19 protein-coding genes are annotated in these 23,912 nt (G+C 59.6%); 7 read left to right on the forward strand and 12 right to left on the reverse strand.

Annotated features, from left to right (window positions below):
* Positions 1 to 11 precede the first annotated feature (11 nt).
* Positions 12 to 2,168 (forward strand): prolyl oligopeptidase family serine peptidase, encoded by a 2,157-nt coding sequence (locus ROO76_11835; GenBank protein MDT8068843.1) that lies wholly within the window; start codon positions 12 to 14, stop codon positions 2,166 to 2,168.
* 117 nt (positions 2,169 to 2,285) lie between these two features.
* Here ROO76_11835 and ROO76_11840 read toward each other — a convergent pair whose 3' ends face one another.
* The 12 genes from ROO76_11840 to ROO76_11895 form a co-directional block, all read right to left on the reverse strand.
* Positions 2,286 to 3,680 carry a heterodisulfide reductase-related iron-sulfur binding cluster gene (locus ROO76_11840; protein MDT8068844.1) on the reverse strand — a complete coding sequence of 465 codons (1,395 nt, stop codon included), beginning with the start codon at positions 3,678 to 3,680 and terminating at the stop codon, positions 2,286 to 2,288.
* Positions 3,584 to 4,909: an FAD-binding oxidoreductase gene (locus tag ROO76_11845; protein ID MDT8068845.1), complete on the reverse strand. Its 1,326-nt coding sequence runs from the start codon at positions 4,907 to 4,909 to the stop codon at positions 3,584 to 3,586. The genes ROO76_11840 and ROO76_11845 overlap by 97 nt, the downstream gene beginning before the upstream one ends.
* Positions 4,910 to 4,911: 2 nt before the next feature.
* Entirely contained in the window at positions 4,912 to 6,345 is a 1,434-nt protein-coding gene (locus ROO76_11850; GenBank protein ID MDT8068846.1) for an FAD-linked oxidase C-terminal domain-containing protein, read from the reverse strand.
* Positions 6,346 to 6,543: 198 nt separating this feature from the next.
* Positions 6,544 to 8,130, reverse strand: a complete 1,587-nt coding sequence (locus ROO76_11855; GenBank protein ID MDT8068847.1) for a citrate lyase subunit alpha — start codon at positions 8,128 to 8,130, stop codon at positions 6,544 to 6,546.
* Positions 8,131 to 8,195: 65 nt separating this feature from the next.
* The gene (locus tag ROO76_11860) at positions 8,196 to 9,404 is read right to left on the reverse strand and encodes an aldolase/citrate lyase family protein (protein MDT8068848.1); all 1,209 of its coding nucleotides are present in this window, start codon (positions 9,402 to 9,404) and stop codon (positions 8,196 to 8,198) included.
* An 85-nt stretch (positions 9,405 to 9,489) separates the two neighbouring features.
* Positions 9,490 to 10,698: an isocitrate/isopropylmalate family dehydrogenase gene (locus ROO76_11865; GenBank protein ID MDT8068849.1), complete on the reverse strand. Its 1,209-nt coding sequence runs from the start codon at positions 10,696 to 10,698 to the stop codon at positions 9,490 to 9,492.
* Between the two features lie 47 nt (positions 10,699 to 10,745).
* Positions 10,746 to 12,704: a homoaconitase gene (gene lysF, locus ROO76_11870; protein MDT8068850.1), complete on the reverse strand. Its 1,959-nt coding sequence runs from the start codon at positions 12,702 to 12,704 to the stop codon at positions 10,746 to 10,748.
* Between the two features lie 34 nt (positions 12,705 to 12,738).
* A complete protein-coding gene (locus tag ROO76_11875; protein ID MDT8068851.1) occupies positions 12,739 to 14,136 on the reverse strand; it encodes an MmgE/PrpD family protein in 1,398 nt (465 codons plus the stop codon).
* Positions 14,137 to 14,138: 2 nt separating this feature from the next.
* A complete protein-coding gene (locus tag ROO76_11880; GenBank protein ID MDT8068852.1) occupies positions 14,139 to 14,546 on the reverse strand; it encodes a hypothetical protein in 408 nt (135 codons plus the stop codon).
* A 25-nt stretch (positions 14,547 to 14,571) separates the two neighbouring features.
* Positions 14,572 to 15,174 (reverse strand): HD domain-containing protein, encoded by a 603-nt coding sequence (locus tag ROO76_11885; GenBank protein MDT8068853.1) that lies wholly within the window; start codon positions 15,172 to 15,174, stop codon positions 14,572 to 14,574.
* Positions 15,175 to 15,397: 223 nt separating this feature from the next.
* Positions 15,398 to 15,730 (reverse strand): hypothetical protein, encoded by a 333-nt coding sequence (locus ROO76_11890; protein ID MDT8068854.1) that lies wholly within the window; start codon positions 15,728 to 15,730, stop codon positions 15,398 to 15,400.
* A 42-nt stretch (positions 15,731 to 15,772) separates the two neighbouring features.
* On the reverse strand, positions 15,773 to 18,352 hold the full coding sequence (locus ROO76_11895) for an AMP-binding protein (protein MDT8068855.1): 2,580 nt from the start codon (positions 18,350 to 18,352) through the stop codon (positions 15,773 to 15,775).
* Between the two features lie 227 nt (positions 18,353 to 18,579).
* Here ROO76_11895 and ROO76_11900 point away from each other — a divergent pair, with 227 nt between their 5' ends.
* The 6 genes from ROO76_11900 (at position 18,580) to ROO76_11925 (ending at position 23,843) form a co-directional block, all read left to right on the forward strand.
* Positions 18,580 to 18,813 carry a hypothetical protein gene (locus ROO76_11900; GenBank protein ID MDT8068856.1) on the forward strand — a complete coding sequence of 78 codons (234 nt, stop codon included), beginning with the start codon at positions 18,580 to 18,582 and terminating at the stop codon, positions 18,811 to 18,813.
* A gap of 23 nt (positions 18,814 to 18,836) precedes the next feature.
* Complete coding sequence (locus ROO76_11905; GenBank protein ID MDT8068857.1) at positions 18,837 to 19,622, forward strand: DUF5668 domain-containing protein; 786 nt, start codon at positions 18,837 to 18,839, stop codon at positions 19,620 to 19,622.
* A gap of 5 nt (positions 19,623 to 19,627) precedes the next feature.
* A complete protein-coding gene (locus ROO76_11910; protein ID MDT8068858.1) occupies positions 19,628 to 20,698 on the forward strand; it encodes a histidine kinase in 1,071 nt (356 codons plus the stop codon).
* Positions 20,699 to 20,712: 14 nt separating this feature from the next.
* Positions 20,713 to 21,453: a response regulator gene (locus tag ROO76_11915; protein ID MDT8068859.1), complete on the forward strand. Its 741-nt coding sequence runs from the start codon at positions 20,713 to 20,715 to the stop codon at positions 21,451 to 21,453.
* A gap of 102 nt (positions 21,454 to 21,555) precedes the next feature.
* The gene (locus ROO76_11920; GenBank protein MDT8068860.1) at positions 21,556 to 21,954 is read left to right on the forward strand and encodes a hypothetical protein; all 399 of its coding nucleotides are present in this window, start codon (positions 21,556 to 21,558) and stop codon (positions 21,952 to 21,954) included.
* A 254-nt stretch (positions 21,955 to 22,208) separates the two neighbouring features.
* Positions 22,209 to 23,843 carry a M20/M25/M40 family metallo-hydrolase gene (locus ROO76_11925; GenBank protein MDT8068861.1) on the forward strand — a complete coding sequence of 545 codons (1,635 nt, stop codon included), beginning with the start codon at positions 22,209 to 22,211 and terminating at the stop codon, positions 23,841 to 23,843.
* Positions 23,844 to 23,912: the final 69 nt, after the last annotated feature.

Below are 23,912 nucleotides of genomic sequence, written 5' to 3' on the forward strand. Positions count from 1 at the left end.
AAGGACCAACCATGTTCCGTCGAATCGTACTCATGCTCATCAGTGTTCTTGCGCTCGCCTCCCTTGGAGTTCTCACCCTCAGCGTTTACGCCGGTCAGGAAAATCTGAAATACCCAGTCGCGAAAAAAGTCGCACAGGTTGACGATTACCACGGTGTCAAGGTCGCAGACCCGTATCGTTGGCTCGAGGACCCCGACGCGGCCGACAGCCGGGCATGGATCGAGGCCGAGAACAAGCTCACGTTCGGATACCTCGAACAGATCCCCGCGCGAAAAGCTATTCAAGACCGTCTCACCCAGCTTTGGAATTACGAGCGGTATGGCGTTCCCAAGCAGCAGAACGGCCGTTATTTCTACACGCACAACACCGGCCTGCAGAACCAGAATCCCGTGTATTGGCTCGACAGCTTGCAGGGCAAGCCCAAACTTCTCATCGATCCGAACACGCTTTCGTCCGACGGAACCGTCGCCCTGACGACGACTGCGGTTTCGAATGACGGCAAGCTGTTTCTTTATGGCGAATCCGCTTCGGGTTCCGACTGGCAGGAGTTCCATGTTCGTGACGTTGATACCGGCAAGGACCTTCCGGACGTAATCAAGTGGGTGAAATTCTCGGGCGCCTCCTTCACTCATGACGACAAGGGGTTCTTCTACAGCCGCTACGACGAACCGAAGCCGGACGCCATGTTGCGCGCGGCCAACTATTTTCAGAAGCTGTATTTTCACCGACTCGGCACGCCACAGTCGGAAGACGTGCTCGTATACGACCGGCCGGATGCGAAAGAGATGGGCTTTGGCGGACAAGTCACGGATGACGGGCACTACCTCATCATCAGCGTCTGGGAAGGCACCAGCCCGAAGAATCGGCTCTACTACAAAGACCTGACGCAGAAAGATGCGCCAGTCGTAAAGCTGCTCGACAACTTTGACGCCAGGTATCAGTTCATCGACAACGACGGACCGATCTTCTGGATCATGACTGACCGGGATGCGCCGCGTCAGAGAGTAATCGCGATTGACATCCGTCACCCAGAACCCGCGAACTGGAAGGTGGTCATCCCCGAATCGAGCGACAAGCTCGAAAAAATCAACATCGTCGATGACAAATTCATCGCGAGCTACCTGAAGGACGCGCACTCTGAGGTCCGCGTGTTTGATCTCGATGGAAAATTTCTGCGGGACGTCGATCTTCCAGGAATCGGAACCGTCGAAGGCCTTGACGGCAAGCGCACCGACAAGGAAACGTTCTACTCCTACACCAGTTTCACGACTCCGGCGACGATTTATCGCTACGATCCCGCCACGGGAAAGAGTTCCCTGTTTCGCGCGCCTAAGCTCAACTTCAACCCCGCCGAATACGAGACCAAACAGGTGATGTACACGAGCAAGGACGGCACGCGTGCGCCGCTCTTCATCACCTACAAGAAAGGCACCAAGTTGAATGGCCAGAACCCGACCTTGCTCTATGGCTATGGCGGCTTCGACGTCAACATGACTCCGGCGTTCCGAGTGGCACAGATCGTCTGGCTGGAGATGGGCGGCGTCTACGCGCAGGCAGTGACGCGTGGTGGCGGCGAATACGGCGAGGAATGGCACCTCGCCGGAACCAAGCTGCACAAGCAGAACGTGTTCGACGATTTCATTGCTGCGGCCGAATGGCTCGAGAAGAACGGGTACAGTTCGCGCGAAAACCTCGCTATCCAGGGCGCATCAAACGGCGGCCTGCTCATCGGCGCCTGTATCACCCAGCGTCCCGATCTGTTCGGCGCAGCGCTTCCGGCGGTCGGGGTGATGGACATGCTGCGCTTCCAGAAATTCACCATTGGCTGGGCGTGGACGAGCGATTACGGATCATCGGACGATCCCGAGCAGTTCACGGCGCTCTACGCTTATTCGCCGCTGCACAACCTGAAGCATGGAACGAAATATCCGCCGACACTGATCACCACCGCCGATCATGACGATCGCGTTGTCCCGGCGCACAGCTTCAAGTTCGCGGCTACGATGCAAGCCGACCAGGCCGGTGACGCACCCGTGCTGATCCGGATTGAAACCAAGGCCGGCCACGGCGCCGGCAAGCCGATCAGCAAATCGATCGAAGAGATCACGGATCAGTGGGCGTTCCTGGTGCGCAACCTCAACATGCATCCAACATTTGCTGCAAAGTGATTGGGTAATTCAAGAGGGGTACCCTGCTCTTTGCGCGGATTGTTGGCGCGAAGGACGGGGCCTTTTTGTTTGTGAATGGAATTCCCGGTGCCTCTGTGTCTCTGTGGTGAATTGGCTCTAGAACGCCCGATCCAGCAGTTCAACTACGTGAACCACCTCGGCGTTGAGGCGGGCGCGCTTTTCGCCGGCTTTCAACTGCAGCATGCAGCCGACATTCGCCGTGGCTATTATTTCCGGCTTCACGCTCGCAACATTCGCCATCTTCTCGTCCAGGATCTTCATCGACAACTCGTTCTGCACGATGTTGTAGGTGCCGGCGCTGCCGCAGCAATCGTCAGCGCGCGGCATCTCCACTACCTCGATCCCAATCGCCTTCATCAACTCGCGCGGGGCACTCCGCACCTTCTGCCCGTGCGCGAGATGACACGGATCCTGGTAGGTTACGCGTGATGCAAGTTTTCGCGCCGGCGCCCGCAGGCCCACCTCATAAAGGTATTCATTGACATCCCGGACCCTCGCCGCGAAATCCGCTGCCTTCACCGAATACTCCGGATCGTGTTCCAGCAGTTCGCCGTACTCTTTCAACATGCAGCCGCAACCGGCGGCGTTGCTGATGACGGCATCTACGCCGGGCGCCATCATGGCATCGATATTCTTCTTCGCCAACTCTCGGGCCTTCGGCAGTTGGCCGGCATGTGCATGCAAAGCGCCGCAGCACGTCTGTTCTTTTGGGACGACCACTTCAATCCCGTTCTTCGTTAGGACGCGCACTGTGGCACGATTCAACTCCGCGAAAGCAACGCTCGCGATACAACCGGCCAGCAGCGCCACTCGTCCGCGCCGTTCACCCACGGCGGCATAGACATTACCGAACTCCCGGAAGTAGAAATCCGACTCAATCTTCGGCGAGAGTGCATCCAGTTCTGCTACGCCGAACAGTTTCAGCAACCCTGTGGCGCGAAGCACGGCCTGGAGGCCCGAGCGCTGGTAGAACCCTACCCACTTCGCATATCGGGCCAGCTTCTTGAAATCATGCAACACCGAGCCGTAGAAATGCTCCCGCAGCTTGCGGTCGAGCCACGGCCGTTTGTAGTTCTGCTCGATCTCCGCACGCGCCCGTTCCAGGATGCGGCCGTACGATACGCCCGACGGGCATGCCGTCTCGCACGCGCGACACCCGAGACAGCGGTCAAGGTGAGTCACAAATGACTCGTCGATTGTCAGACGCCCCGCGTCTACCTGCAGGATCTGGTAAATCCGCCCACGTGGCGAATCCGCCTCGCGTCCCAGCACCCGATACGTGGGACACTGCTGCAAACACAATCCGCAGTGAATGCACCGCGAATACAATTCCCACGTGGGACGATCCGGCGTCGTGTAATTCGATCGCGTTTCGGTCTTGATCCCGGCTGTGCTCAGAACAAAAACCTCCCGCGATTCATGATCCCGTTCGGGTCCAACGCGCGCTTCACGGCTTTCATGGCTTCCATGTCGTTTGCGGTCTCGCCCCAAACGGAAAAGTACGGTTTCGCTTCGCGCGGACATCGCACCACTACGGCCGACCCATCTTTCGGCATCGACTTCCGTATGGCTGTAACCACGCTCGCATACTGGCTGACCACCGGCGGATCGACCGAGAGTGGCACCAGGGCGACAATCAGCGACGCTAACCCAGCCCGGCCCACACTGGCGAACAAGAAGTTGTGGTCTGTCGCAGCCTGCTCTGCCGCTCCCAACACTTCACAAACCGCACTCGATCGCAAATGTACTTCCATCAACATCGCATTCTGATGCTTCCTCGGCACTGCCTCGGCGAACTCCCGCACGCCATTGCAGAACCGTTTCTCTTCTGCCCCCACCAACTCCCGGTTCGTGTTCGCGCTCAACTCTCGCCGATATCGCTCGAGCACCGCGTCCGATCCCGCCGCTCGAGTCAGAACCGACCAGGCTTCGCTCGAATCCCCGATGTACTCGAGCGCCCGCGGAGAGATCACTTCCATGCAGATGGGACTCAGCGGCGAACGCCTCACGGCGCCGCAGAACTCCATCGCGGACTCACAATCCTCGAATTCTCCGATAAACGTCGCCGTCTGCTTCGGCGCTGGAAACAGCCTGAAATTCGCCGAAGTGATCACCCCGAGCGTCCCTTGGCTGCCGATCATCAACTTCATCAAATCGTAGCCGGCGACGTTCTTCACCACGCGGCCACCGGCTTTCGCGATTCGACCATCGCCGGTAACGAACGACACTCCTATGCAGTACTCACGCGCGCCGCCAAACCCGTTTTTCAAGGGTCCAAAGGACGACGTCGCCAGCGAGCCGCCTATCGTGGCCTGCGCTGCGTTCGGGGGATCAAGCGGCAGCAGCAGACCTTTTTCCGCCACGCGCACAAGGATTTCACCGAGCTTGCAGCCTGCCTCCATTCCGATTGTCAGGTCACCGGGATCGAAGTGCAGAACGCGAGTGAGGCGATGAGTGCGAAGGAGAATATTCACCTGCTCCGGAACCTTCCCGATGGATTGCCTCGTGAACCCACCCGCGACAGTAACACTCGCGTCGCGCTCGTTCGCTAGCCGAAGAATCGCAGCAATCTCTTCCGCCGACGCCGGGACCACCCACATTCCTGGCCGCACGCCGTCGATGGCAAACCCTGTCAGCGCGCCGGGATCGTCGCATACGTACGCGTCGCCGACAATCGCTGCCAGTTCGCGTCCGAGTTGGGCCGTCGCTGTGCTTGCCACCGTCATCGTTTCCTAAGCTCTGGCGGAATCGCGGCCGCGCCCGTTTCCCGGCAACTTCTCGTGGTTGGGAAAATCTTCCGCGGGTTGAAAAGCGAATCAGGATTGAAAGCTTCGCGCAGGCTCTTCATCACGTCCATATCGGTTTCGGTGAACAGCAGCGGCATCAGCTTGTCCTTCTCCATGCCCACGCCGTGTTCGCCCGTAATGGTGCCTCCCACGCTCACGCAGTAGCCCAGGATTTCCCCGCTGGCGGCGATCGTCTTTTCCAACTGCGCCGGATCTCGCAAGTCGAACAGGATCGCCGGGTGCATGTTGCCGTCGCCCGCGTGAAAGATGTTTGCGATACGCATTCCGTACTTCTCGCTGACCTTGGCGATGAACTTCAGCGTCTCCGGAATCTTCGTTCGCGGCACCACGCCATCCTGCGTGTAATACGAAGGTGCGAGCCGCCCGATCGCGGCAAACGCGTTCTTCCTTCCCTTCCACAGCAGCGCCCGCTCCGCGTCATCCTTTGCGCGCCGAACTTCCCGCGCACCGTTCACCGCGCATAGCCGCCGCACCGCCTCGGCCTGTTCTTCCACCGCTTCGCGCAACCCTTCCAGTTCGATCAGCAGCACGGCCCCGGCGTCCATCGGATACCCGGCATGCGTCGCTTCTTCCACCGTGCGCAGCGTCAGGCCATCGAACATCTCCAGCGCCGTCGGAGTAATCCCCTCCCGGGTAATGTCGACGACAGTGTTCGCGCCATCATCAATCGTGTCGTAGATCGCCAGCAGGGTCGCGATCGTTTCAGCTTTTCGTGTCAGTTTGACGGTGATCTTCGTGACGATTCCGACGGTGCCTTCCGTGCCAGTGAAGAATCCGCACATGTCATAGCCACAGGTATCGACCGACTTGCCCCCGAATTGCGCGACGCGGCCGTCGCCAAGCACAACTTCCAGGCCCGTCACGTGATTCACGGTCACGCCATGCGCCAGCGTGTGCGGGCCGCCCGAGTTCTCGCCCACGTTGCCGCCAATGGTCGACGCTTTCTGGCTCGAAGGGTCCGGCGCGAAGTACAACCCATGCTTCTCCACAGCATTCGACAATTCGAGATTCACGACGCCCGGCTGCACCGTCGCCCTCTGGTTTTCCAGATCGATCTCAAGGATCCTGTTCATGCGCGTGAAGACGAGGACGATGCCGCCATCGCGAGCGATCGACCCGCCGCTCAGCCCCGTTCCCGCACCACGCGGCACAATCGAAACCCCTTCCGCCGCCGCAATCTTCACAATCGCCGAAACATCCTCAGTCGTCGCCGGAAACACCACGGCACCCGGCGTCCCCTTGTCCACCCCCGCGTCATACTCGTAGAGCATCACGTCCCCGGCTTTATCCAGGACGTTCCCACTCCCCAGCGCTTTCCTGAGTTTCGCGATTGCCTCAACCAAGGCCATGGACACCTATCTTACTCCGTCACGGTGTCGCGTCCCACATGTACGGGTGCTCCATCCAACGCCCTTTTGGCGTTAGGGTGCGGCAGGTCAATCTTCTGCGGACGTCAACAACAGAGCGCGCCTTCTCAGGCGCGCTCGACTTCAAGCGTCAATAAGAAAATCGTCAATCGAAAATTGCTTTTCCCATTCGTCATTCCTTCATTCTTGCTTCTGCTTCCAAATCGTATCGAGCACCGTCCCATCCACCCACTTCACCACGGCCACTGGTTCGTCGGTGAGTCTCGGTTTGGCCGATTTTCCGCCGCAGATTTTCTCGACTTCTTCCTTGATCTGCTCAAGTTTGCGGACGGGCAGGCCGCTCCCCTTCACCGCATCCAGCAAATCCTGCCGTCTCGGGTTGATCGCAATTCCGCGCTCCGTCACGATCACGTCGATCAACTCTCCCGGTCCGGTCAGGGTCGTAACTTCGTCGACGATCACCGGAATACGGTCGCGGAACGAGGGCAGCGCCAGTATTGTGCATCCCGCAAAAAGGCAATTCTGCCAGCCACCGATTCCATGCAGCATCCGCCCATCCGAATGCGTTACGACGTTGCCGTTGAAATTGACGTCCACTTCCGTAGCCCCAAGAATCACTGCGTCGACCATCGACGCGAAGTTTCCCTTCCCGTGAAAGTTGTAGGACGTGAACGGCGAGGTCGGAACATGCCGCGGGTCAGTGGCAATCGACTTCACCGCATCGAGGTCGAACGTCTGCCCGTCCAGGATGTAACTCGTTAATCCTTCCTGCAGCATCTCGACCAAGTATTTCGTAGAACCGCCGCGCACGAACCGTGCCTTTACTCCGGCCTCGCGCATGTAGCGCCGCAGGTAATCGACGAACGCCAGTGCGATTCCTCCGGCGCCTGCCTGGAACGAGAACCCGTCGCGCATGATTCCCGTCACTTTCAGGAACCGCGCGACCATCTCGGCAATTCGCAACCGGTCGGGCGACCGCGTGATCTGCGTCGTCCCGCTGACGATCTTTGCCGGATCGCCGATGCTCGGCACTTCGACAACGTGGTCGACGTTATTCCCCTGGATCTGCCACGGAATACATGGAAACGGCACCAGGTTGTCGGTCACCACGATCACCTTGTCCGCATACATAGAGTCCGCCAGCGCAAATCCCAGCGACCCGCAAGCCGAGGGCCCATGCGACCCATTCGCGTTACCGAACGGGTCCGCCGTGGGCGCGGCGATCACCGCGATGTCAACGTGAACCTCGCCATCCTGGATCGCCTGCCATCGCCCGCCATGCGACCGCAGCACACCGTATCCGCGCATCTTCCCGTGCGAGCAGTAATCCCCGAGCGGCCCATTCATTGACCCCTCGATGTGGTGCACCGCGCCTTTTTCCATCAGGTCGATGACGGGCTCATGACATGGGAATGAGGCGCTGGGGAACCAGCGTAGATCCTTAACGCCCATTCGCGCGGCAACTTCCAGCGCAGGCAGCGCTACGCGATCACCTTCGCGAAGATGGTGATGCGACGAAATTGTCATTCCATCGCTCAACCCGCACAGCCGCAGCGCCGTCTCGAGATCGGGCACACGCTTGTCACCGTTCTCCGGGAAATCCGCATTCGTGCGCACCGGTGGAGATGCCTTCCGTCCAGATGGCTTGTACTTGCCGACTCCCTGGTACGCAACCTGTTCGCACCCATTCACGAATGTGGGCACCTTGCGCCCCGCCGCATTCTTGACCAACTCGACCTGCTGCTTCGCTTCAACTGTCATAGTCATTCGTCATTTCGACATTCGTAATTTCGTCATTACTTTTCAATCGTCAATGCGAAAATCGCCAATCGTCAATTCACGAGACCCATTCTTCTCGCCCGCTCCACCAGTTTCACCGCCCGATTCACCACCGGCGGATCAATCATCTTCGAGCCCAGACTTACTACTCCGAGTCCCTTCGCCTTCGCGTCCTCGAATGCCGCCACGATCTTCAGCGCCTTTTCGATCTCCGTTTTCGACGGCGCATACGCTTCGTGGATGACTTGGATCTGCAGCGGATGGATGCAGCCCATGCCCTCGAATCCCATCGCCCGCGACTGCTCGCCCCAACGGCGCAGGCCGTCCATATCGGCGACGTCCCCGAATACAGAATCGATCGCCTGCACGCCAGCGGCTTTTGCGGCATTCACTACGCGGAACCGCGCAAAAAGCGTCTCTTCACCGGTCCGCGTTCTCACGATTCCGAGATCAGCGGTGTAATCTTCCAGTCCGATGGTCAGCGCGCAAACGCGATCCGACGCCGTCGCAATCGCGAACGCATTCTCAATTCCCAGCGCCGACTCGAGGATCGGCATGATCCAGATCGGCTGCTTGATCCCCTCGCGTGTCTCGATCTCCGAAATCTTCCGATCGACCTCGAGCACTTCGCGCGCATGCTCGACCTTGGGAATGAGAATGACGTCCGGCCGCTCCGGCACGACCTCTTCCAGATCCTGGTACCCCAGCGGCAACTGATTAATCCTCACCATCCGCTCCGCCGCGCCGAAATCGACCCCCCACAGGGTGTTGCGCACCAGCACTCGCGCTGAATCCTTTTCGCTCGCGTGGACGGAATCTTCAAGATCGAGAATCACCGCGTCAGGCTCATGCAGTCCGGCATTGATGAAGTACTTGGGCTCGCTCCCCGGCAGATACAATCGCGAGCGCCGCAAACGATCCTTCGTGGAGTGCTCCGGATGCGGCACGGGTTCCGGCAACCATCGCTTCCCATTCCCCAGGCCCGACCGTCGTACCGCCGCCTCGGTCCGTGCCGCGATGACAAACGGCAAGGCGCCTTCATCAATGATCGTGAGTTTGCCGATTGTGACTCCCAGCGATGCAAGAACATTCTTCGCCTGTTCGCGAATTTGCTCGCCATAGTAAAGGCCAACCCTAGACTGCAACTCGATTTCCAGGGGCCTCTCGCCGGGTTCATAGCGGACGAACAGATCACTCCGCACGTCTGTTCCCTGCCGCCCAGCCTCACCAATCCTTGCCCTAACTTCCGCCGTCATCGCCATAGTTATCTCGTCTTCACCACTGTGGGTGCCCCATCCTAACGCGCGTTTTGTGCGCGTCAGGGTGGGATAGTTTCCTCGGTTGACCCTACGCACCAACTCCGACGCCCGCCTCAACCTTCGCCAGGATCGCATCCGTCATCTGGTTCGTCGATGCCGCTCCCTGCGCAATCGACTTTCCGCCACCGGAGAGCCGCATCATGTCGTACGTCCGAATCTTGCCTTCGGCGACGACATCCGCGATTGCCTTCCGAATGCGATTCGCCTTCTCGGTCTCGCCCACGTGGTCCAGCATCATCGCCGCCGAAAGAATCATTGCGATCGGGTTCACGATTGGCGGATGAAGTTCGGCGTACTTCGGAGCCGACCCATGCGTCGGCTCAAATACCGCAACTTCCTCGCCGATATTGCCGCTCGCCGCAAAGCCCAGTCCGCCAATCAATCCCGCAAAGGCGTCCGAGATCACGTCGCCGAACAAATTGGACGCAACGATCACGCCATACTCTTCCGGATTCTTCGTCAGCCACATCGTTTGGGCGTCGATATTCGTCGACCACAGCGCCACGCCGGGATACTGCTTGCTGACTTCCTTCGCGACCTCTTCCATCATCCCCGAGGTCTCGCGCAGCACATTCGGCTTCTCGCAAATGGTCACCGACTTGTAGCCGAACTTCTTCGCGTATTCGAACGCCGCCACGCAGATCCGCCGCGCATTCTTCCGCGTGATAACCCGAACGCTCACTGCAAGGTCCTCGCCCGGCACATCCGCAAACGGCTTGAACTTCGAGTGTGTCGCCAGCGCCGTTCGCACGTTCGCCGGAGGATTTGTCCACTCCACGCCCGCGTACAGACCCTCGGTGTTCTGCCGGAACACGACGACGTTCACCTGCGGTTCCTCGAACCCGCCATCCCCGCGTTTGCGAATGAAGTTCAGCGGATTGCCCGGGAACCCGATGCACGGCCGCATGCAGATATCGAGATTGAAAATCTGCCGCATCGAAACGATCGGACTGAAATACGAGAACCCCTTGCCCTGCAACTCCGGCTTCAACTCCGCCTCAGCAGCCTTCTTCGGCTTCGACGTAATCGCGCCAAAAAGCCCAAGCTTATGCTTCCGCAGCAACTCCACCGTGCGCTCCGGCAGCGCGTTGCCCTCGTTGCACCACGCCTCCCAGCCAATGTCCGCATGCACGTATTCGGCGTCGAATCCAACCGCATTCAGTACCCGGATCGCCTCCGGCAGGACCTGGTTCCCAATCCCATCGCCCGGCATCGTCACAACCGTGTATTTCGCCATAACCTTCGCGACCTCCGCGTTCCTCTGCGTTAATCTTTTGATACTCTCTACTTCGCAATCACTTCCGGCACTAAGCCCAGCCTCCTCGCGACGAGTTTCTCCACTCCGCCCGCGACGACCAGCGATTGCGGCACTGCTCCCATCGCTGGAAACTGGAACTTCTCATCCATGCACGTTATCGTTCCGGTAGTGAAATCAATCGCGACTTCAATCCCTGGAATAATCGTCTTCTCTTTCGCCGCAACCCTCGGCGCGAAGACCTGCTTCAACCACTTCACGTACTCCGGCGACTCAATGCACAGGAAACCGTTGTTAAATGCATTCCGCAGATACGTCTGCGAGAAACTCCCCGCGATCACCAGCGGCAACCCCTTCGCCTGCAGCGCCGTCACCGCCTGCTCGCGGCTCGACCCCGTACCAAAGTTGAATCCGCCTACGATCACATCGCCCGCCTGCGTGCGCGACGCAAATTGCGGATCGTAGTTCTCAAACACCACCTTCGCCATCAGCTCGCGCGTCATGTCCTCGCGATAGGTGTAGTCCTTGCCGTAGATCCCGTCGGTGTTCAGATTGTCCTGCGGCACGAAAATTAGCCGGCCCTTCACCACCGCCGGGAAACCCGGAAGAATCTCGACCTTCTCCGCCGTAGCAGCTTTCGGGGTTAGCTCCACGAACTCCCGTTTCGGAATCTCCTGTGCAAACTCCACCGGCCCCGTTATGTACCCAGCTACAGCACTCGCTGCGACCACGGCCGGCGACCCGAGATAGCATTTCGCATCGCGCGAGCCCATCCGGCCCTTGAAATTACGGTTCGTCGCCGAAATCCCGACCTCGCCCGCCTCGAGCAATCCCGTCCCGAGTCCGATGCACATACCGCAACTCGGCGGAAGCGCAATCGCGCCTGCTTCCATCAGCGTCTTCCAATAACCCTTCGCCTCGGCACGCGATTGAACATCCTTCGAGGCCGCTGCCACATAGAAGCTCACGGTCGGTGCGACTTTCCTTCCCTTGAGCACCTCGGCCGCGGCAGCCAAATCCTCCAGCCGTGAATTCACGCAGCTCACCAGGTACGCCCTCTGGATCGCAACCTTCTTCGGCGCGATCTCTGCCACCGACGCCATCGTCTGCACCGTATCCGGCCCGCTCACATGCGGCGTCACCGTGCTCAGATCGAGGATGATCTTCGCCGCATACTCCGCTTCCGGATCTGGCATCGGTGGATTCGCTTCCAGGTTGCGCAACTCATCTTCCGATATCCGCTCCGCCGTCGCTCCGACCGCCCGGCGCTCGCGCAAGTATGCGAAGGTCTTCGCATCCGGGGGGAACCACCCAACCAGAGCGCCCCATTCGGTGGACATATTGGCGATCGACATCCGCTCTTCCATCGAGAGCGCCGCCACGCCCTCGCCCGCGAACTCCGCCGCCGCGTTAAGCACCTCTTCCTGGTTGTAGAGCCCGCACAAGGTGATGATCACGTCCTTGCCACTCACGCCTTTGCGCAGACTGCCCGTTAGCTTTACCTGCACCGTGCGCGGAATCTGCCACCAGAACTCACCGGTCGCCCAGATCGCCGCCGCGTCCGTTCGTACCACCGGAGTTCCAATCGCCCCCAGCGCGCCATACATGTTGGAATGCGAATCGCTCGCGACAACAAAGCTCCCCGGCAGCACGTATCCCTTTTCCATCATCAACTGGTGACCGATGCCTGTGCCCGCCGGATAGAAATCGATCCCCTGCTCCTTGGCGAATGCCTCAATGGACGCATACTGCTTCAGGTTCTGCTCGCTCGTGTTCTGGATGTCGTGGTCAAGCGCAAATACTGGCTGCCGCGCATCCAGGACCTTCTTCACGCCAATCGCCTTAAACTTCTTCAGCACTGCCGCCGTGTTGTCGTGCGTCATCACGTGCTTCGGCCGGATCGACAGAAAATCTCCCGCGCGCAATGCCCGCTTCGGCCCTTCCGCCATATGCGCCTGCGCCAGCTTCTCCACAATCGTCTGTGCCATACCTTCCCTTCGTGCTCGTGGTGATTAGCTTTTCTTACGCGTGCACCGCCAACCCGACCGACATCAACTCCATCAACTCCGACACACTCTTCTGTTTCTCCAGGCCCCAGATCGCCCCACTCAACTTCTTCCGCTTTTCGGCCCCCATGATCGGCTCCGCCAACGCATGGAACTTCTCCTCGATCTCCCGATCGCTCAGCGGATTCCGCGGGTCTCCCTTCGGGAAATCCATAGTCTTCTCGAACACTCGCCCGTCAGTCGTCGAGATCTTCACGCCGACCCGTTGCAGCGCCGGAAACACCTTCTCGATCTCCGGATCCGCGACGACTTTCACTTTCTGCAGTTGCGCACGAATCGTCGGGTCCATGATCTTTCCCATAGTGAACTGGAGCGGCGTCACCTGCCGCTCCGCCACCGCCGCCGCAATGCAATAGGGCAGCGAATGATCCGCCGTCTCTTTCGTGCGCGGATCGTACTTGCTCGGGTCGCTCAGGATGTCCGCGCCACGCGCCGTCGTCCTGATATGAACTTCCTTCACCATCTCCGGCCGCAGGTCATTCGACTTCACCAGGTCCAGCACGCATGAAATCGGCGTATGCGTCAGCGCCTCCGTCGGGAAGAACTTCATCCCGCACTGCGTGATTCGCCACGATTCGCCGAGCCCATCGGTCAAGATGTTCAGCTTCCATTCCGGCCCAAACACGTGCACCAGGCCCTCTTTGCCGTCGATCACGTGTTCCGGCCCCGTATATCCCTTTTCCGCCAGCAGCGCCGCCAGCACACCGCTCTCGGTTGCCATCGGATCGACCGTGTTCTTCATCATCGTCAGTTTGCCCGCCGTCACCGCGCCCAGCGTGCACCGTGCCGACGCTGAAATCCCTATCGCGTGCTGAATCTTTTCCCATGTCAGCCCGAGCATCCGCCCCGCAACGATTGGCGAGACGAACGCCGTCAGCGTTGCATGATGCCAACCTCGTTCCCGAACCCCCGGGAACGCCACCTCGCACATGCGCTGCTCGAACTCGTGTCCTAGAACCAGGCCGACGATCAGTTCGCGCCCATCGCTCTTCGCGCGCTCGGCGCACGCCAGCGCCGCCGGAAAAATATCCGAGGGATGCGACGGATCCTGTTTCCAATAAATATCGTTGTAGTCCATGCAGCGAATCATCAGCGCGTTCGCCAGCGCCGCATGAACCACGTCCATCTTCGCTCCCGACCCGATCACCGTCGCCGGGCCGCTCTTCGCGACTTCCTCCAGCACTTCCAGCGCGATCTTCACGTCGTGCTGCTGATACCCGCCCAGCGCGCACCCAATCGAATCCAGCAGAAACCGTTTCGCCTGGTACACCGCGTCTTGCGACAAATCCTCGAACCGCACGCCCGCCGCCCACCGCGCCATCACCGCCGTAATCGTTTCCTGTTTCTCCGCCATCGCTAACTCCGCCTCCGCCATTTGTCTTCGAGCCTCGAGCTACCCGGCCGCTTCTTCTCCGGAAGGCTGACAATCCCTGAACCCGACTTCTTCGCCGTCGTAATCGCCAGGGCTACTGCCGTGATCACAAAGCCAATCCCGAATGCGATAACGACATACAGGTTCTGTTCATCGCCGTTGAGAGTAACCAGCGCCTGCGCATCCAAAGCCCAGCGATAGAGCCAAAGGCCCACAATCGCCACGCCCAAAACCACGAAACCACCCAGAACAGAGAGCAGTACGATCTCCCCCCAAGGCACATAGTTCTTCGCCATCCTCAACCTCATCCTTAAAACTTTTCCCGGCTTTTCCCCGGGCTTGAGCAACACGCCGCTGCGCCACCCCGGCGCAACAACGTCCGACTTCTTCATCTCAACAATCACTGCAACATCCGCGTCACGACTTTTGGGCTACGACTTTCGACTTTTCTGGGAACTTCACATTCTTGAACGGCAGATAGGCCATGAAATCCGCGTGGTGCACGATATATGCTTCCGTCGTGCGCTTGACCAGGTCGCCCTCCGCCGCATGGGCCGCGATGATGTGGCACACCGCATCCGGCAACCCGCATTCCATGGCAAGGGCTACTCCCGTGAACGGATGCCGCAGCAACTCGCCGCGTTCGCTCTGCACCGTCTTGCCATCCCGGTTCTCGTACTCCAGCAACTTACCAACGTCAGCGAGGATGGCTCCCGCAATCACGGTGTCGAAATCGATCTTCAGCGCATTGCCCATGAACTCCCGCATCGACTCCGCCGCGCCCCGCGCAATATGCACCACGCACCGCTTGTGCTCCATGAAAGTCGTAGGGCAATTCGGAATCAGCAGCGTGAAAGGAATTTCGTTCAGGTCGTCTGGCTTGAGTGGACTTAACTCGAAGGCGCGCTCCCAACAGCGCGTCGTCTTCTCCCGAAGCTCCGCATCCTGAATCCAGGCAAGCTCCGGCCATAGACGTAAAACGTCTTCGCGGATCAAGTTGTCCTCCACGTCATGACTCATCTCAAGGAGTCTCTGACGGAGGCTCGTGGCCCACACGTCGCCGCCTCGGTTGTGACGATATGTGGGGTCTTTCCGGCGGACTATCCCGCCATACGAGCTATTCCATTCCTAATGGAGGTGCAATCGACCCGCTGTGACCGAAATCACGAGTAGTGGTGAGGAGATAGCTTGAATAAATATGCAGTATGCAGCGGCGAACTGTATGTCTATATTGGTCAGCCTTTTAGAGCGGAACGAACTCGCGCGCAAAACCGTCCGGCCAGAGTACTTCGATCGAATCCTCGACAGTAATTGCGATGACAGCGCCTTCTTGGAGGCTTGCTGTTGCCAGGGCCTGCACCATCGCTGGGAGAGCCCGCTCAACGCTGTTCACGAAACAGAATACGTTCATCGACCGGTCGCCCATGTCGCCTCCATCACAATAGCCAAGCCCTTCCCGGCCGAGGCATTCGATCATCAGTTCTTCGACGCGAACACGTCTATCGAAATCGTCCACCGTTCCGGTTCCAAGCCTGTATTGAATAATCAGTTGATGAACTCGATCGGGTGTTGCCATTTCCGTCCTCTGTGCTCTCTGCGTCTCTATGGTGAACCGGTCCTAAAGGTTTCTGACTCTCCGCTCCAGATCCCTCGCGATGCTCTCCGCAGCCGCATTCGCCGGATACTTCACCGGCTCCCCAATCCGAACCGTGATCGTTCCCTTCCGCGAGAACCGCTGCTTCTTCAGGCGTAGCTCATACAGCCCGTCGATCCGCATCGGCAGCACTGGTAAATCCAGCTTCTGCGCGAGCAGTCCGACGCCTGATTGGAACGGCTGCATCTCGCCCGTATCCGTCCGGCGACCTTCCGGAAAGACGACGACGCTATACCCCCGATCCACGGCTTCGCCGGCGAACGCGAAGCTCTCGCGGAACCCGTACTTCTGGAATATCGGAAACACGTTGAACAACGTGACGACGAGCCCGTAGTCGAGTTTCTCGCGAATCCGCTGGAACCAGTTCATCTCTTTCGGCGGATGCCGCATAGCGACCAGCAACTCCCCGAGCATCGCCACCGCCAGGCGCGTCCGATACCGCCAAGGTAAGGCCCACAGCAGGAACCCGATATCCAAATACGCGACGTGATTGGAGATGATCAGCAGCGGCCCCTCGACGCCCTTCAGTTTGTCGCGCGCGATCACGCGCGGCCAGGTCATCAGCAGCGTCGCCGGCCACGTCACGCCCTGGTACACTAGCGCTCGCAACCACCGCAGCGGCGCCGCCAGCGCCCACGTCGGAAACTCGTAGCGAGGCCGCTCCTGCGGCGACTCGCGCAGCATCTTCTCGACCTGCGCCACCGTGGTCGCGTTCGAAAACGTCTGCTCGTTCAGCGAGACCTGGTACCGGTCCTCAATCGCCGACATCAACTCCACGCGATCGATCGAGCTCAAATTCAAATCGCTCTCCAACTTCGCGTCCGGAGCCAGCGCCTCCACCGGCTTCCGTGTGACCCGCCCAATCAGTTCCGCCAGCGCGCTCTGTGGAGTCTCACCCGTCGGCCCCGCCCCAAACTTCGCCCTTGCATACGCCTCGATCTCACCGATCTTCGGCTTCTGTGTCGACGTTCTTGGGAAATCCTCATCCGGCCACACCAGCCATCGCCGAATCTGCTGAAACTCCGCGAGCCGCGCATTCGCCGCCGCTACCGCCTGCTTGCCGTCACTCCCATCCTGCATCAGCAGCACCGCGCAAGGCTCCGCATTTCCCTCTACCGGCAGAGCGACAACAACGCAATCGCGAACCTCCGGCTGCGCCCGCAGCGCCCCTTCCAAATCCTCCGGATAAACCTTCATCCCCGCCGGCGTAACGATCACGTTCTTTCGCCGGCCCTTGAAATAAAGGTTCCCCTCGGCATCCAGTTCTCCGAGATCGCCGGTGTGGAACCATCCCTCTTCCCCGCCCACCGGCTCAAACTGTGCCCCGCTCTCGGTTGCCCTACCCTTGTCGCCGTCTTTAGGCGACAAGGTGGGGCTTTTCGCTGTCCAATACCCCGCCGCCAAATTCGCTCCGCGCACCAGGATCTCGCCGTTCTCGTCGAGCTTCATCTCCCGTCCCGGCAGCACCTTCCCAATCGATCGCTGCCCGACTTTGAACGGATGATTCAGACTGATCAGCGAAGTCGTTTCGGTCAGACCATATCCCTGCACGACGGCATACCCGAGCCGGTTCCAGAACTTCTCCGTATCAGCATCCAGCGCAGCACCGCCCGAGATGAACGCCCAGAACTTCCACCCAAGTTTTCGGTGCACATCGCGGAAGCGCCACATGCGCTTCAAGAACTTCTTTCCCTCAGCTTCTGCAAACCGCCGCAGAAACCTTTCCAGTTTCCCTTCCGCCTCGAGATCGCGTTCGAGTTTCTGGCGCAATGACGCCAACATGCGCGGCACCGCAATCAGAGCCGAAACCTTCTCGTGCTTGATCACCTCCATGATCTCGCCCGGGCTCAGCGAGTTGTGGAAGACGACCGTCGCCCCGAGCGCCTGCGGGATGAACAGCCCAAGAAACTGTCCGAACACATGGCTCAGCGGAAGCAGATTCAGGAATGCCAGCGGATGAAACCACTTTTCGTACTTCCGATACTTCGCGATTTCGCGCTCGATCGGCTCCAGGTTCGCCAGCACGTTCCCATGTGAGATCACGACGCCCTTCGGCTCCGAAGTTGTCCCCGAAGTAAAGACGATCTCCAGCATGTCCTCGCGCCCGATCTCCGGACTCGCATACGGTCCGGAATCGTGCTTCGCCACCCGCTCGCGCAAATCTTCCATGACGAGCACATCGCGGGTGCCGCACAACCCGGCGATCTCCCTCGCAACCACCATCAGTTTGGCATCGACTTGCTCCGCCACCCGCATCGCGAAGTCGTCACTCGCCACTCGATCCATTGGAACCGATACCGCGCCACGCAGCACGCAGCCAAAAAAACCCGTCGCCCACTCCGCCGAGTTGTCCCCCCACAGCACCACGCGATCGCCCTTGGCGACTCCGCGCGCCTCCAATTCGCGAGCGAACTGCCGCGCCGTGCGCAACACCTCGCCATAGCTCCACCGCTCCGTGCGATAGCCCCGCCGATGCGCATACGCTGGCCCCTCACCCCACGAAGACAGCCCTTCCACCACCGCGACCAGCGACTTACGTTCCATGGGCTCTAGTGTAAACGTCTTTGCCGTTCTCTTACCCGATTACCGGATTTCCCGATTACTCGATTTTCATTCGTCATTTCCCTCAATCGTCAACGAGAAAATCGTCAATCGTCAATTCGTTTTCCCCCACTCACCGGCCCCCACCCGCCACTCACCGAATAACCGCAGCGCCGGGCTCTTCATCCTCGTATCTTCGCCATGACAACGAAATTGCAAAGGAGTTCGTTATGGCTCACCTGACCGGTATCCGACAGATCCTCTGGACCGAAGAGAACCTCAGCGGCGTACTCATGCTTGTCGTCGGTCTCGTCACGCTCCCAGTACACGCAAAGATTCTTGTCATGATGCTCATACAGCCCTCAAGCTATAGCTGGCTGCACTGGTGGCCCGTCGTGCTTATCGCTTCCGGACTCGCCGTACTGATCAGCGAAGTCCGTTTTCAGAAGCGGCTGAAGAACTGAGCGGCCGAAAGAAAGGAACCGCCATGATCACCCTGGTCTTCATCTTCTTAGCGATACTCATCGTGGCCGCCCTGTTCGCGCGAACGACACCGGTGGGTAAATCACCGGAGAAATCCACCTGCAAACCGGCCGTTACCAGTAGCCTCATCACCGGCCTCGTGCTCATCGGCATCGGTGTTACGTTTCTTCTTGATCGCTTTGGACTCGTAAACGCCGAGCATATCTGGAACTTCTGGCCTCTAATCTTCGTGGTTCCCGGGCTCATCAAACTCACCGGTCCCGGCTCGGTCGGTGATCGCGTCTGGGGCGCTTTCCTCGTCCTCTTCGGAGCTGTCCTCATCCTCCACGAATTTGGAAAGTTTCCTTACGGATGGAACTACCTGTGGCCTCTTTTCCTGATCGTCGCCGGTGGCCTCCTGATGTGGCAGTCCTACCAGACCAAGCGCGATGGCCTTTCTTTGTCCGGCGAAGACGATGTTCGCGTCTTCAGCGTGTTCGGGGGCAGCGAACAGCACGTCAACTCGCAGCGCTTTCGCGGAGGCCAACTCGTCGCCGTCTTCGGCGGATACCAGCTTGACCTCACGCAGGCCGAAATTGAAGGCGAGCAGGCCGTTCTCGACGCCACCTCGATCTTTGGCGGCGGCGAAATCCGCATCCCTCGTCACTGGAACGTCCTGATCAAGGGCATCGGCGTCTTTGGCGGCTACGGTGATGAAACCGGAAAGTATCCGAAAGATACTTCCAAGCCCGCGAAAGCCCTGGTCGTCAAAGGCATCGCTATGTTCGGCGGAGTTTCCGTCAAGTACTAACACCTATGCACCCGATACTCAGCCACCCACGACGTCTCGGCTTGTACTTGGCAGCGTGGACCCCGATCGTGTTCCTGCTGCTCTACCTGCTCTCCAGTCGTGGTGCCCTCAGTCCCACCGAAGCCCCAATCTTCGCCATCCTGCTTTGCGTCGTCTACGCCTTCGTCTGCCTTTCCGCCTGGTACTCTTGCCGCGCCACTCCAGTTGAGTCATCCGGTTTCCTCCAATTGCTCGCCACTCACTTTCTGGCCGCCATGCTCCTGAGCGGCCTATGGCTCGCATTCGCCCACGGCGTCGCCTACGGTCTCTCCTTCGTCCAAGTCTTCCGCGGCCTGAATGAGCGTCTTCGCCAAGTATCGACGGTTCTCTGGACCATCGGCATTCTTCTCTATCTTCTATCTGTCGGACTCCACTACGTCCTGCTCGCCCTCGAACATTCCCGTCAGGCCGAGCAGCGTGAAGCCGCCGCCCGCGTTCTCGCCCGCGACGCCGAACTTCGCGCCCTCAAGGCCCAGATCAATCCGCATTTCCTCTTCAACAGCCTGCACTCCATCAGCGCTCTGACCTCGATCGACGCCGCCCGCGCCCGCGAAATGTGCATCTCGCTTTCTGACTTCCTCCGTATGACCCTCGGCCTCGGCGAGAAAACCAGCGTTCCCCTCAGCGAGGAGCTGTCCCTACTTCACAAATTTCTCGTCGTCGAAAAAATTCGGTTCGGCACCCGCCTCGACATGCAGGAACAGGTCGAGCCAGAGGTCCTCGACTGCATCGTCCCCCCGCTGCTGCTCCAGCCCCTGGTGGAGAACGCGGTCACACACGGCATCTCCGCCCTTCCCGAAGGCGGCTGGATCCGTTTGAACATCGCTCAGCCTTCCCCTGAAACCTTGCACGTCGAGGTCGAAAACACTTTTGATCCCGACGCCCCCGCACGCCGCAAGAGCGGCTTGGGCCTCAAGATCGTCCAGCAGCGCCTCGAAGCGCGCTACGGAACTCGCGCCGCCTTCGCCGTCGTCCGCGACAACAGCCACTTCCGCGTTACCATGGACTTCCCCGCCGAAAGGACACCGCTCTCGTGAACGCCCCGGCAAGAATTCGCGCCATCATCGTCGACGACGAAGAACTCTCGCGCGCCGTCCTTCGCGAACTTGTCACCCCGCACGCCGACGTCGAAATCGTTGCCGAGTGCATCAACGGTTTCGATGCCGTCAAGGCCGTCAACGAACTCCACCCCGACCTCGTCTTCCTCGACATCCAGATGCCTAAACTCGACGGCTTCGAAGTCCTCGAACTCATCGGCAGTGATCACGTAGTCATCTTCGTCACCGCTTACGATCAGTACGCGCTCCGGGCCTTCGAGGTCCACGCCGTCGACTACCTGCTCAAGCCTTTTGGCGCCGAGCGCTTCGAAGCCGCGCTCACGCGCGCCCGCCAGCGTATGGGCCAACACCAACCCGTTCCCGCCGATCTGGCAACGGCCGCGCGCGCGCCTGGACAGCACGCCGACCGGATCGTCCTCCGCGACGGCAGCGATGTGCACATCATCCCAATCGCCAAACTCGACTATGCCGAAGCCCAGGACGATTACGTCGCGCTCGCCTCAGAAGGGAAGAAGCGCCTCAAGCAGCAAACCATCTCCAGCCTCGAGCAGTCGCTCGATCCCGCGCGTTTCCTGCGCATTCACCGCTCCTACATCCTCAACCTCGACCGCCTGAAGAAACTCGAACCCTACGGCAAGGACACCCACGTCGCCATCCTCACGGATGGCACCCGCCTGCCGGTTTCGCGCAGCGGCTACTCACGCCTGCGCTCAATCCTGGACGCGAAGTCGTAACCTCTCCCTGAGCAAACCTTTCCTCAGCCTCTCGCAACGGATTTGCGGGGCCGGACGGTCCAATCGCTCGTCTTGTACAATCCGGAGTTCCAAGGAGATGAAGTGCGCTCAAAAATCCTAATGGTAACGAGCAGTATTCTCATGATCGCTGCCGGCCTCGTCGGCCTCTTCGGGCCTGCCGAAATCCTGCCCGCAATCGGATCGGCACCGACGGCCTCGCTCGCCATCCTTCTGCAACTGTTCGGCGCACTGTACTTCGGCATGGGACTTATCAACTGGATCGCGAAAGACAACGCGATCGGTGGAATCTACTCGAGGCCGCTCTGTGCGGGAAACTTCGCGCACTTCGGCATCGGCTCCCTGGTGCTGCTCCGCCCCATCTTTCACAATCCGGGAGTCGCCGTCATGGTTGGGCTCGTAATCTATGCCGTCTTCGCCATCTTCTTCGGGTCGCTGCTGTTCAGCCAGGGCCCGGTCGGCACGACGGCACCAAACCGCTGAGCATGGATTCCTGACGCGCGGCTACTCTCATCTGGTAAGCTTTCCGGCACATTCCTATGGGAGGATGAGCGTTGCATCTACTGAAAAATCGACTTGCCTCGTATTTAGCATTCACTTCTCTCTGTCTTTTGATTTCCATTCCGGGAGCCGCTCAAAAGCATAAGAAGACCGCCCCGGCCCCGGAAGGCACCCAGGTAGCCCAGACAGCCCCCTGGGAGGCTCCCCAGCCGGAAAAAGAAAAAATCGATTTACAGATGTATGACGAGATCCGCAACGAAGGTCTCGCGCACTCGCACGTGATGGAGTATGCCTCGGCGCTGATGGACGGCATCGGACCGCGCCTCACCGGCTCGCCCAACATGATGAAGGCCAACGAGTGGACGCGCGATCAACTCACCGCCATGGGCTGCTCCAACGCTCACCTCGAGGACTGGGGCGACTTCGGCATGGGCTGGCAGCAGCTCAATACTTGGGTGCGCATGACCTCACCCGATACCGCGGTGTTCATCGCGCAGGCCGCACCCTGGTCTCCGGCCACCAATGGCCCCATCCACGGCGATGCCGTCTGGATGGACGTTAAGTCGGAGAAGGACTTCGACAATTACAGGGGCAAACTCGCCGGCAAGATCGTCTTCCTCGGCCCAATGCGCGACGTGAAGCCGGTCGACAAGCCGCTCTTCCGCCGCTATGACGACAAGGATCTCAGCGATCTCGAGAACTATCCCACGGAGCGTCCGCGCGATCTCCGCGAGCGCATCGCACCATTCCTCAAACGGCTCGAACTAATGCAGAAGCTTAATGACTTCCTTGCCAGCGAACACGTTGCCGCAGTGGTCGTTCCCAGCCGCGATGGCGCGAATTCCGGAGGGTCCGGCGGCACCATCTTCGATGACAGCGGCGCCGCTCTCGGCTGGTTCGTCTATAAGCGCGAAGATGCGATGAAGGTTCCCGTCGTCGTCACTGCGATCGAAAATTATGGGCGCGTTTATCGCCTGCTCCAGGAGCACGTTCCGGTAACGATGGAAATGGACGTCCAAACCAAGTTCACCGGCGACCACCAGCACGGCTTCGATACCATTGCCGAAATTCCCGGCACTGATCCCAACCTGAAGGACCAGGTTGTAATGGTCGGTGGCCACCTCGATTCTTGGGCTTCTGGCACTGGCGCCACCGATAACGGCGCCGGCAGTGTCGTCGCGATGGAAGTCATGCGCATCCTGAACGCTCTGCACGTCAAGCCGCGACGCACCATCCGCATCGGCCTTTGGAGCGGCGAAGAAGAAGGAATTTTCGGATCCGAAGGCTACGTCAAGCAGCACTTCGGATATGCGCCTCGTTCAACCGCTCCGGACCAGATGGCATTGCCGGAGTTTATCCGCGACTATGCCGGTCCGTTGCAGTTGAAACCCGAACAGAAACTGGTCTCCGGTTACTTCAACATCGACAATGGCACCGGGAAAATTCGCGGGGTCTACCTCCAGGGCAATGCGGCGGTTGCGCCGATCTTCCGCCAATGGATCGAGCCGCTGAAAGATCTCGGCGTTACCACGTTGACTATGCGCAACACCGGCGGCACCGACCACCTGTCGTTCGACGCCGTCGGCATCCCCGGCTTCCAGTTCATCCAGGACCCGATGGATTACGACTCGCGCACGCACCACAGCAACATGGATACATACGAACGACTGCAACCGGCCGACTTGGCACAGATCGCGACCGTCGAGGCGATCTTCGTCTACAACACGGCCATGCGCGACCAGATGTTGCCTCGCAAACCGTTGCCGCATCCGGAACTCGAACGGGAGAAGATGGCGCCGTTGAAGAAAGTCATGCCGGGAGCGCCAGAGGGTGGCGTCAACGAGGTGCACCAGTCACAGCCCCAGCCGTAACTGATAGATTCACGACCAGTTGGGTACCCCATCTTGGCCTACGTCGCCAAGATGGGGCTTTTCTTGTTT

Source organism: Terriglobia bacterium (genome assembly GCA_032252755.1).
GTDB lineage: Bacteria > Acidobacteriota > Terriglobia > Terriglobales > Acidobacteriaceae > JAVUPY01.

Excerpts from the sequence above, each read along its gene's own strand:
- ROO76_11835 (MDT8068843.1), top strand. The coding sequence starts at position 12 with ATGTTCCGTCGAATCGTACTCATGCTCATCAGTGTTCTTGCGCTCGCC.
- ROO76_11850 (MDT8068846.1), bottom strand. The coding sequence starts at position 6,345 with ATGGCCTTGGTTGAGGCAATCGCGAAACTCAGGAAAGCGCTGGGGAGT.
- ROO76_11855 (MDT8068847.1), bottom strand. The coding sequence starts at position 8,130 with ATGACTATGACAGTTGAAGCGAAGCAGCAGGTCGAGTTGGTCAAGAAT.
- ROO76_11860 (MDT8068848.1), bottom strand. The coding sequence starts at position 9,404 with ATGGCGATGACGGCGGAAGTTAGGGCAAGGATTGGTGAGGCTGGGCGG.
- ROO76_11865 (MDT8068849.1), bottom strand. The coding sequence starts at position 10,698 with ATGGCGAAATACACGGTTGTGACGATGCCGGGCGATGGGATTGGGAAC.
- lysF (MDT8068850.1), bottom strand. The coding sequence starts at position 12,704 with ATGGCACAGACGATTGTGGAGAAGCTGGCGCAGGCGCATATGGCGGAA.
- ROO76_11875 (MDT8068851.1), bottom strand. The coding sequence starts at position 14,136 with ATGGCGGAGAAACAGGAAACGATTACGGCGGTGATGGCGCGGTGGGCG.
- ROO76_11880 (MDT8068852.1), bottom strand. The coding sequence starts at position 14,546 with ATGAAGAAGTCGGACGTTGTTGCGCCGGGGTGGCGCAGCGGCGTGTTG.
- ROO76_11885 (MDT8068853.1), bottom strand. The coding sequence starts at position 15,174 with ATGAGTCATGACGTGGAGGACAACTTGATCCGCGAAGACGTTTTACGT.
- ROO76_11890 (MDT8068854.1), bottom strand. The coding sequence starts at position 15,730 with ATGGCAACACCCGATCGAGTTCATCAACTGATTATTCAATACAGGCTT.
- ROO76_11895 (MDT8068855.1), bottom strand. The coding sequence starts at position 18,352 with ATGGAACGTAAGTCGCTGGTCGCGGTGGTGGAAGGGCTGTCTTCGTGG.
- ROO76_11900 (MDT8068856.1), top strand. The coding sequence starts at position 18,580 with ATGGCTCACCTGACCGGTATCCGACAGATCCTCTGGACCGAAGAGAAC.
- ROO76_11905 (MDT8068857.1), top strand. The coding sequence starts at position 18,837 with ATGATCACCCTGGTCTTCATCTTCTTAGCGATACTCATCGTGGCCGCC.
- ROO76_11910 (MDT8068858.1), top strand. The coding sequence starts at position 19,628 with ATGCACCCGATACTCAGCCACCCACGACGTCTCGGCTTGTACTTGGCA.
- ROO76_11925 (MDT8068861.1), top strand. The coding sequence starts at position 22,209 with ATGTATGACGAGATCCGCAACGAAGGTCTCGCGCACTCGCACGTGATG.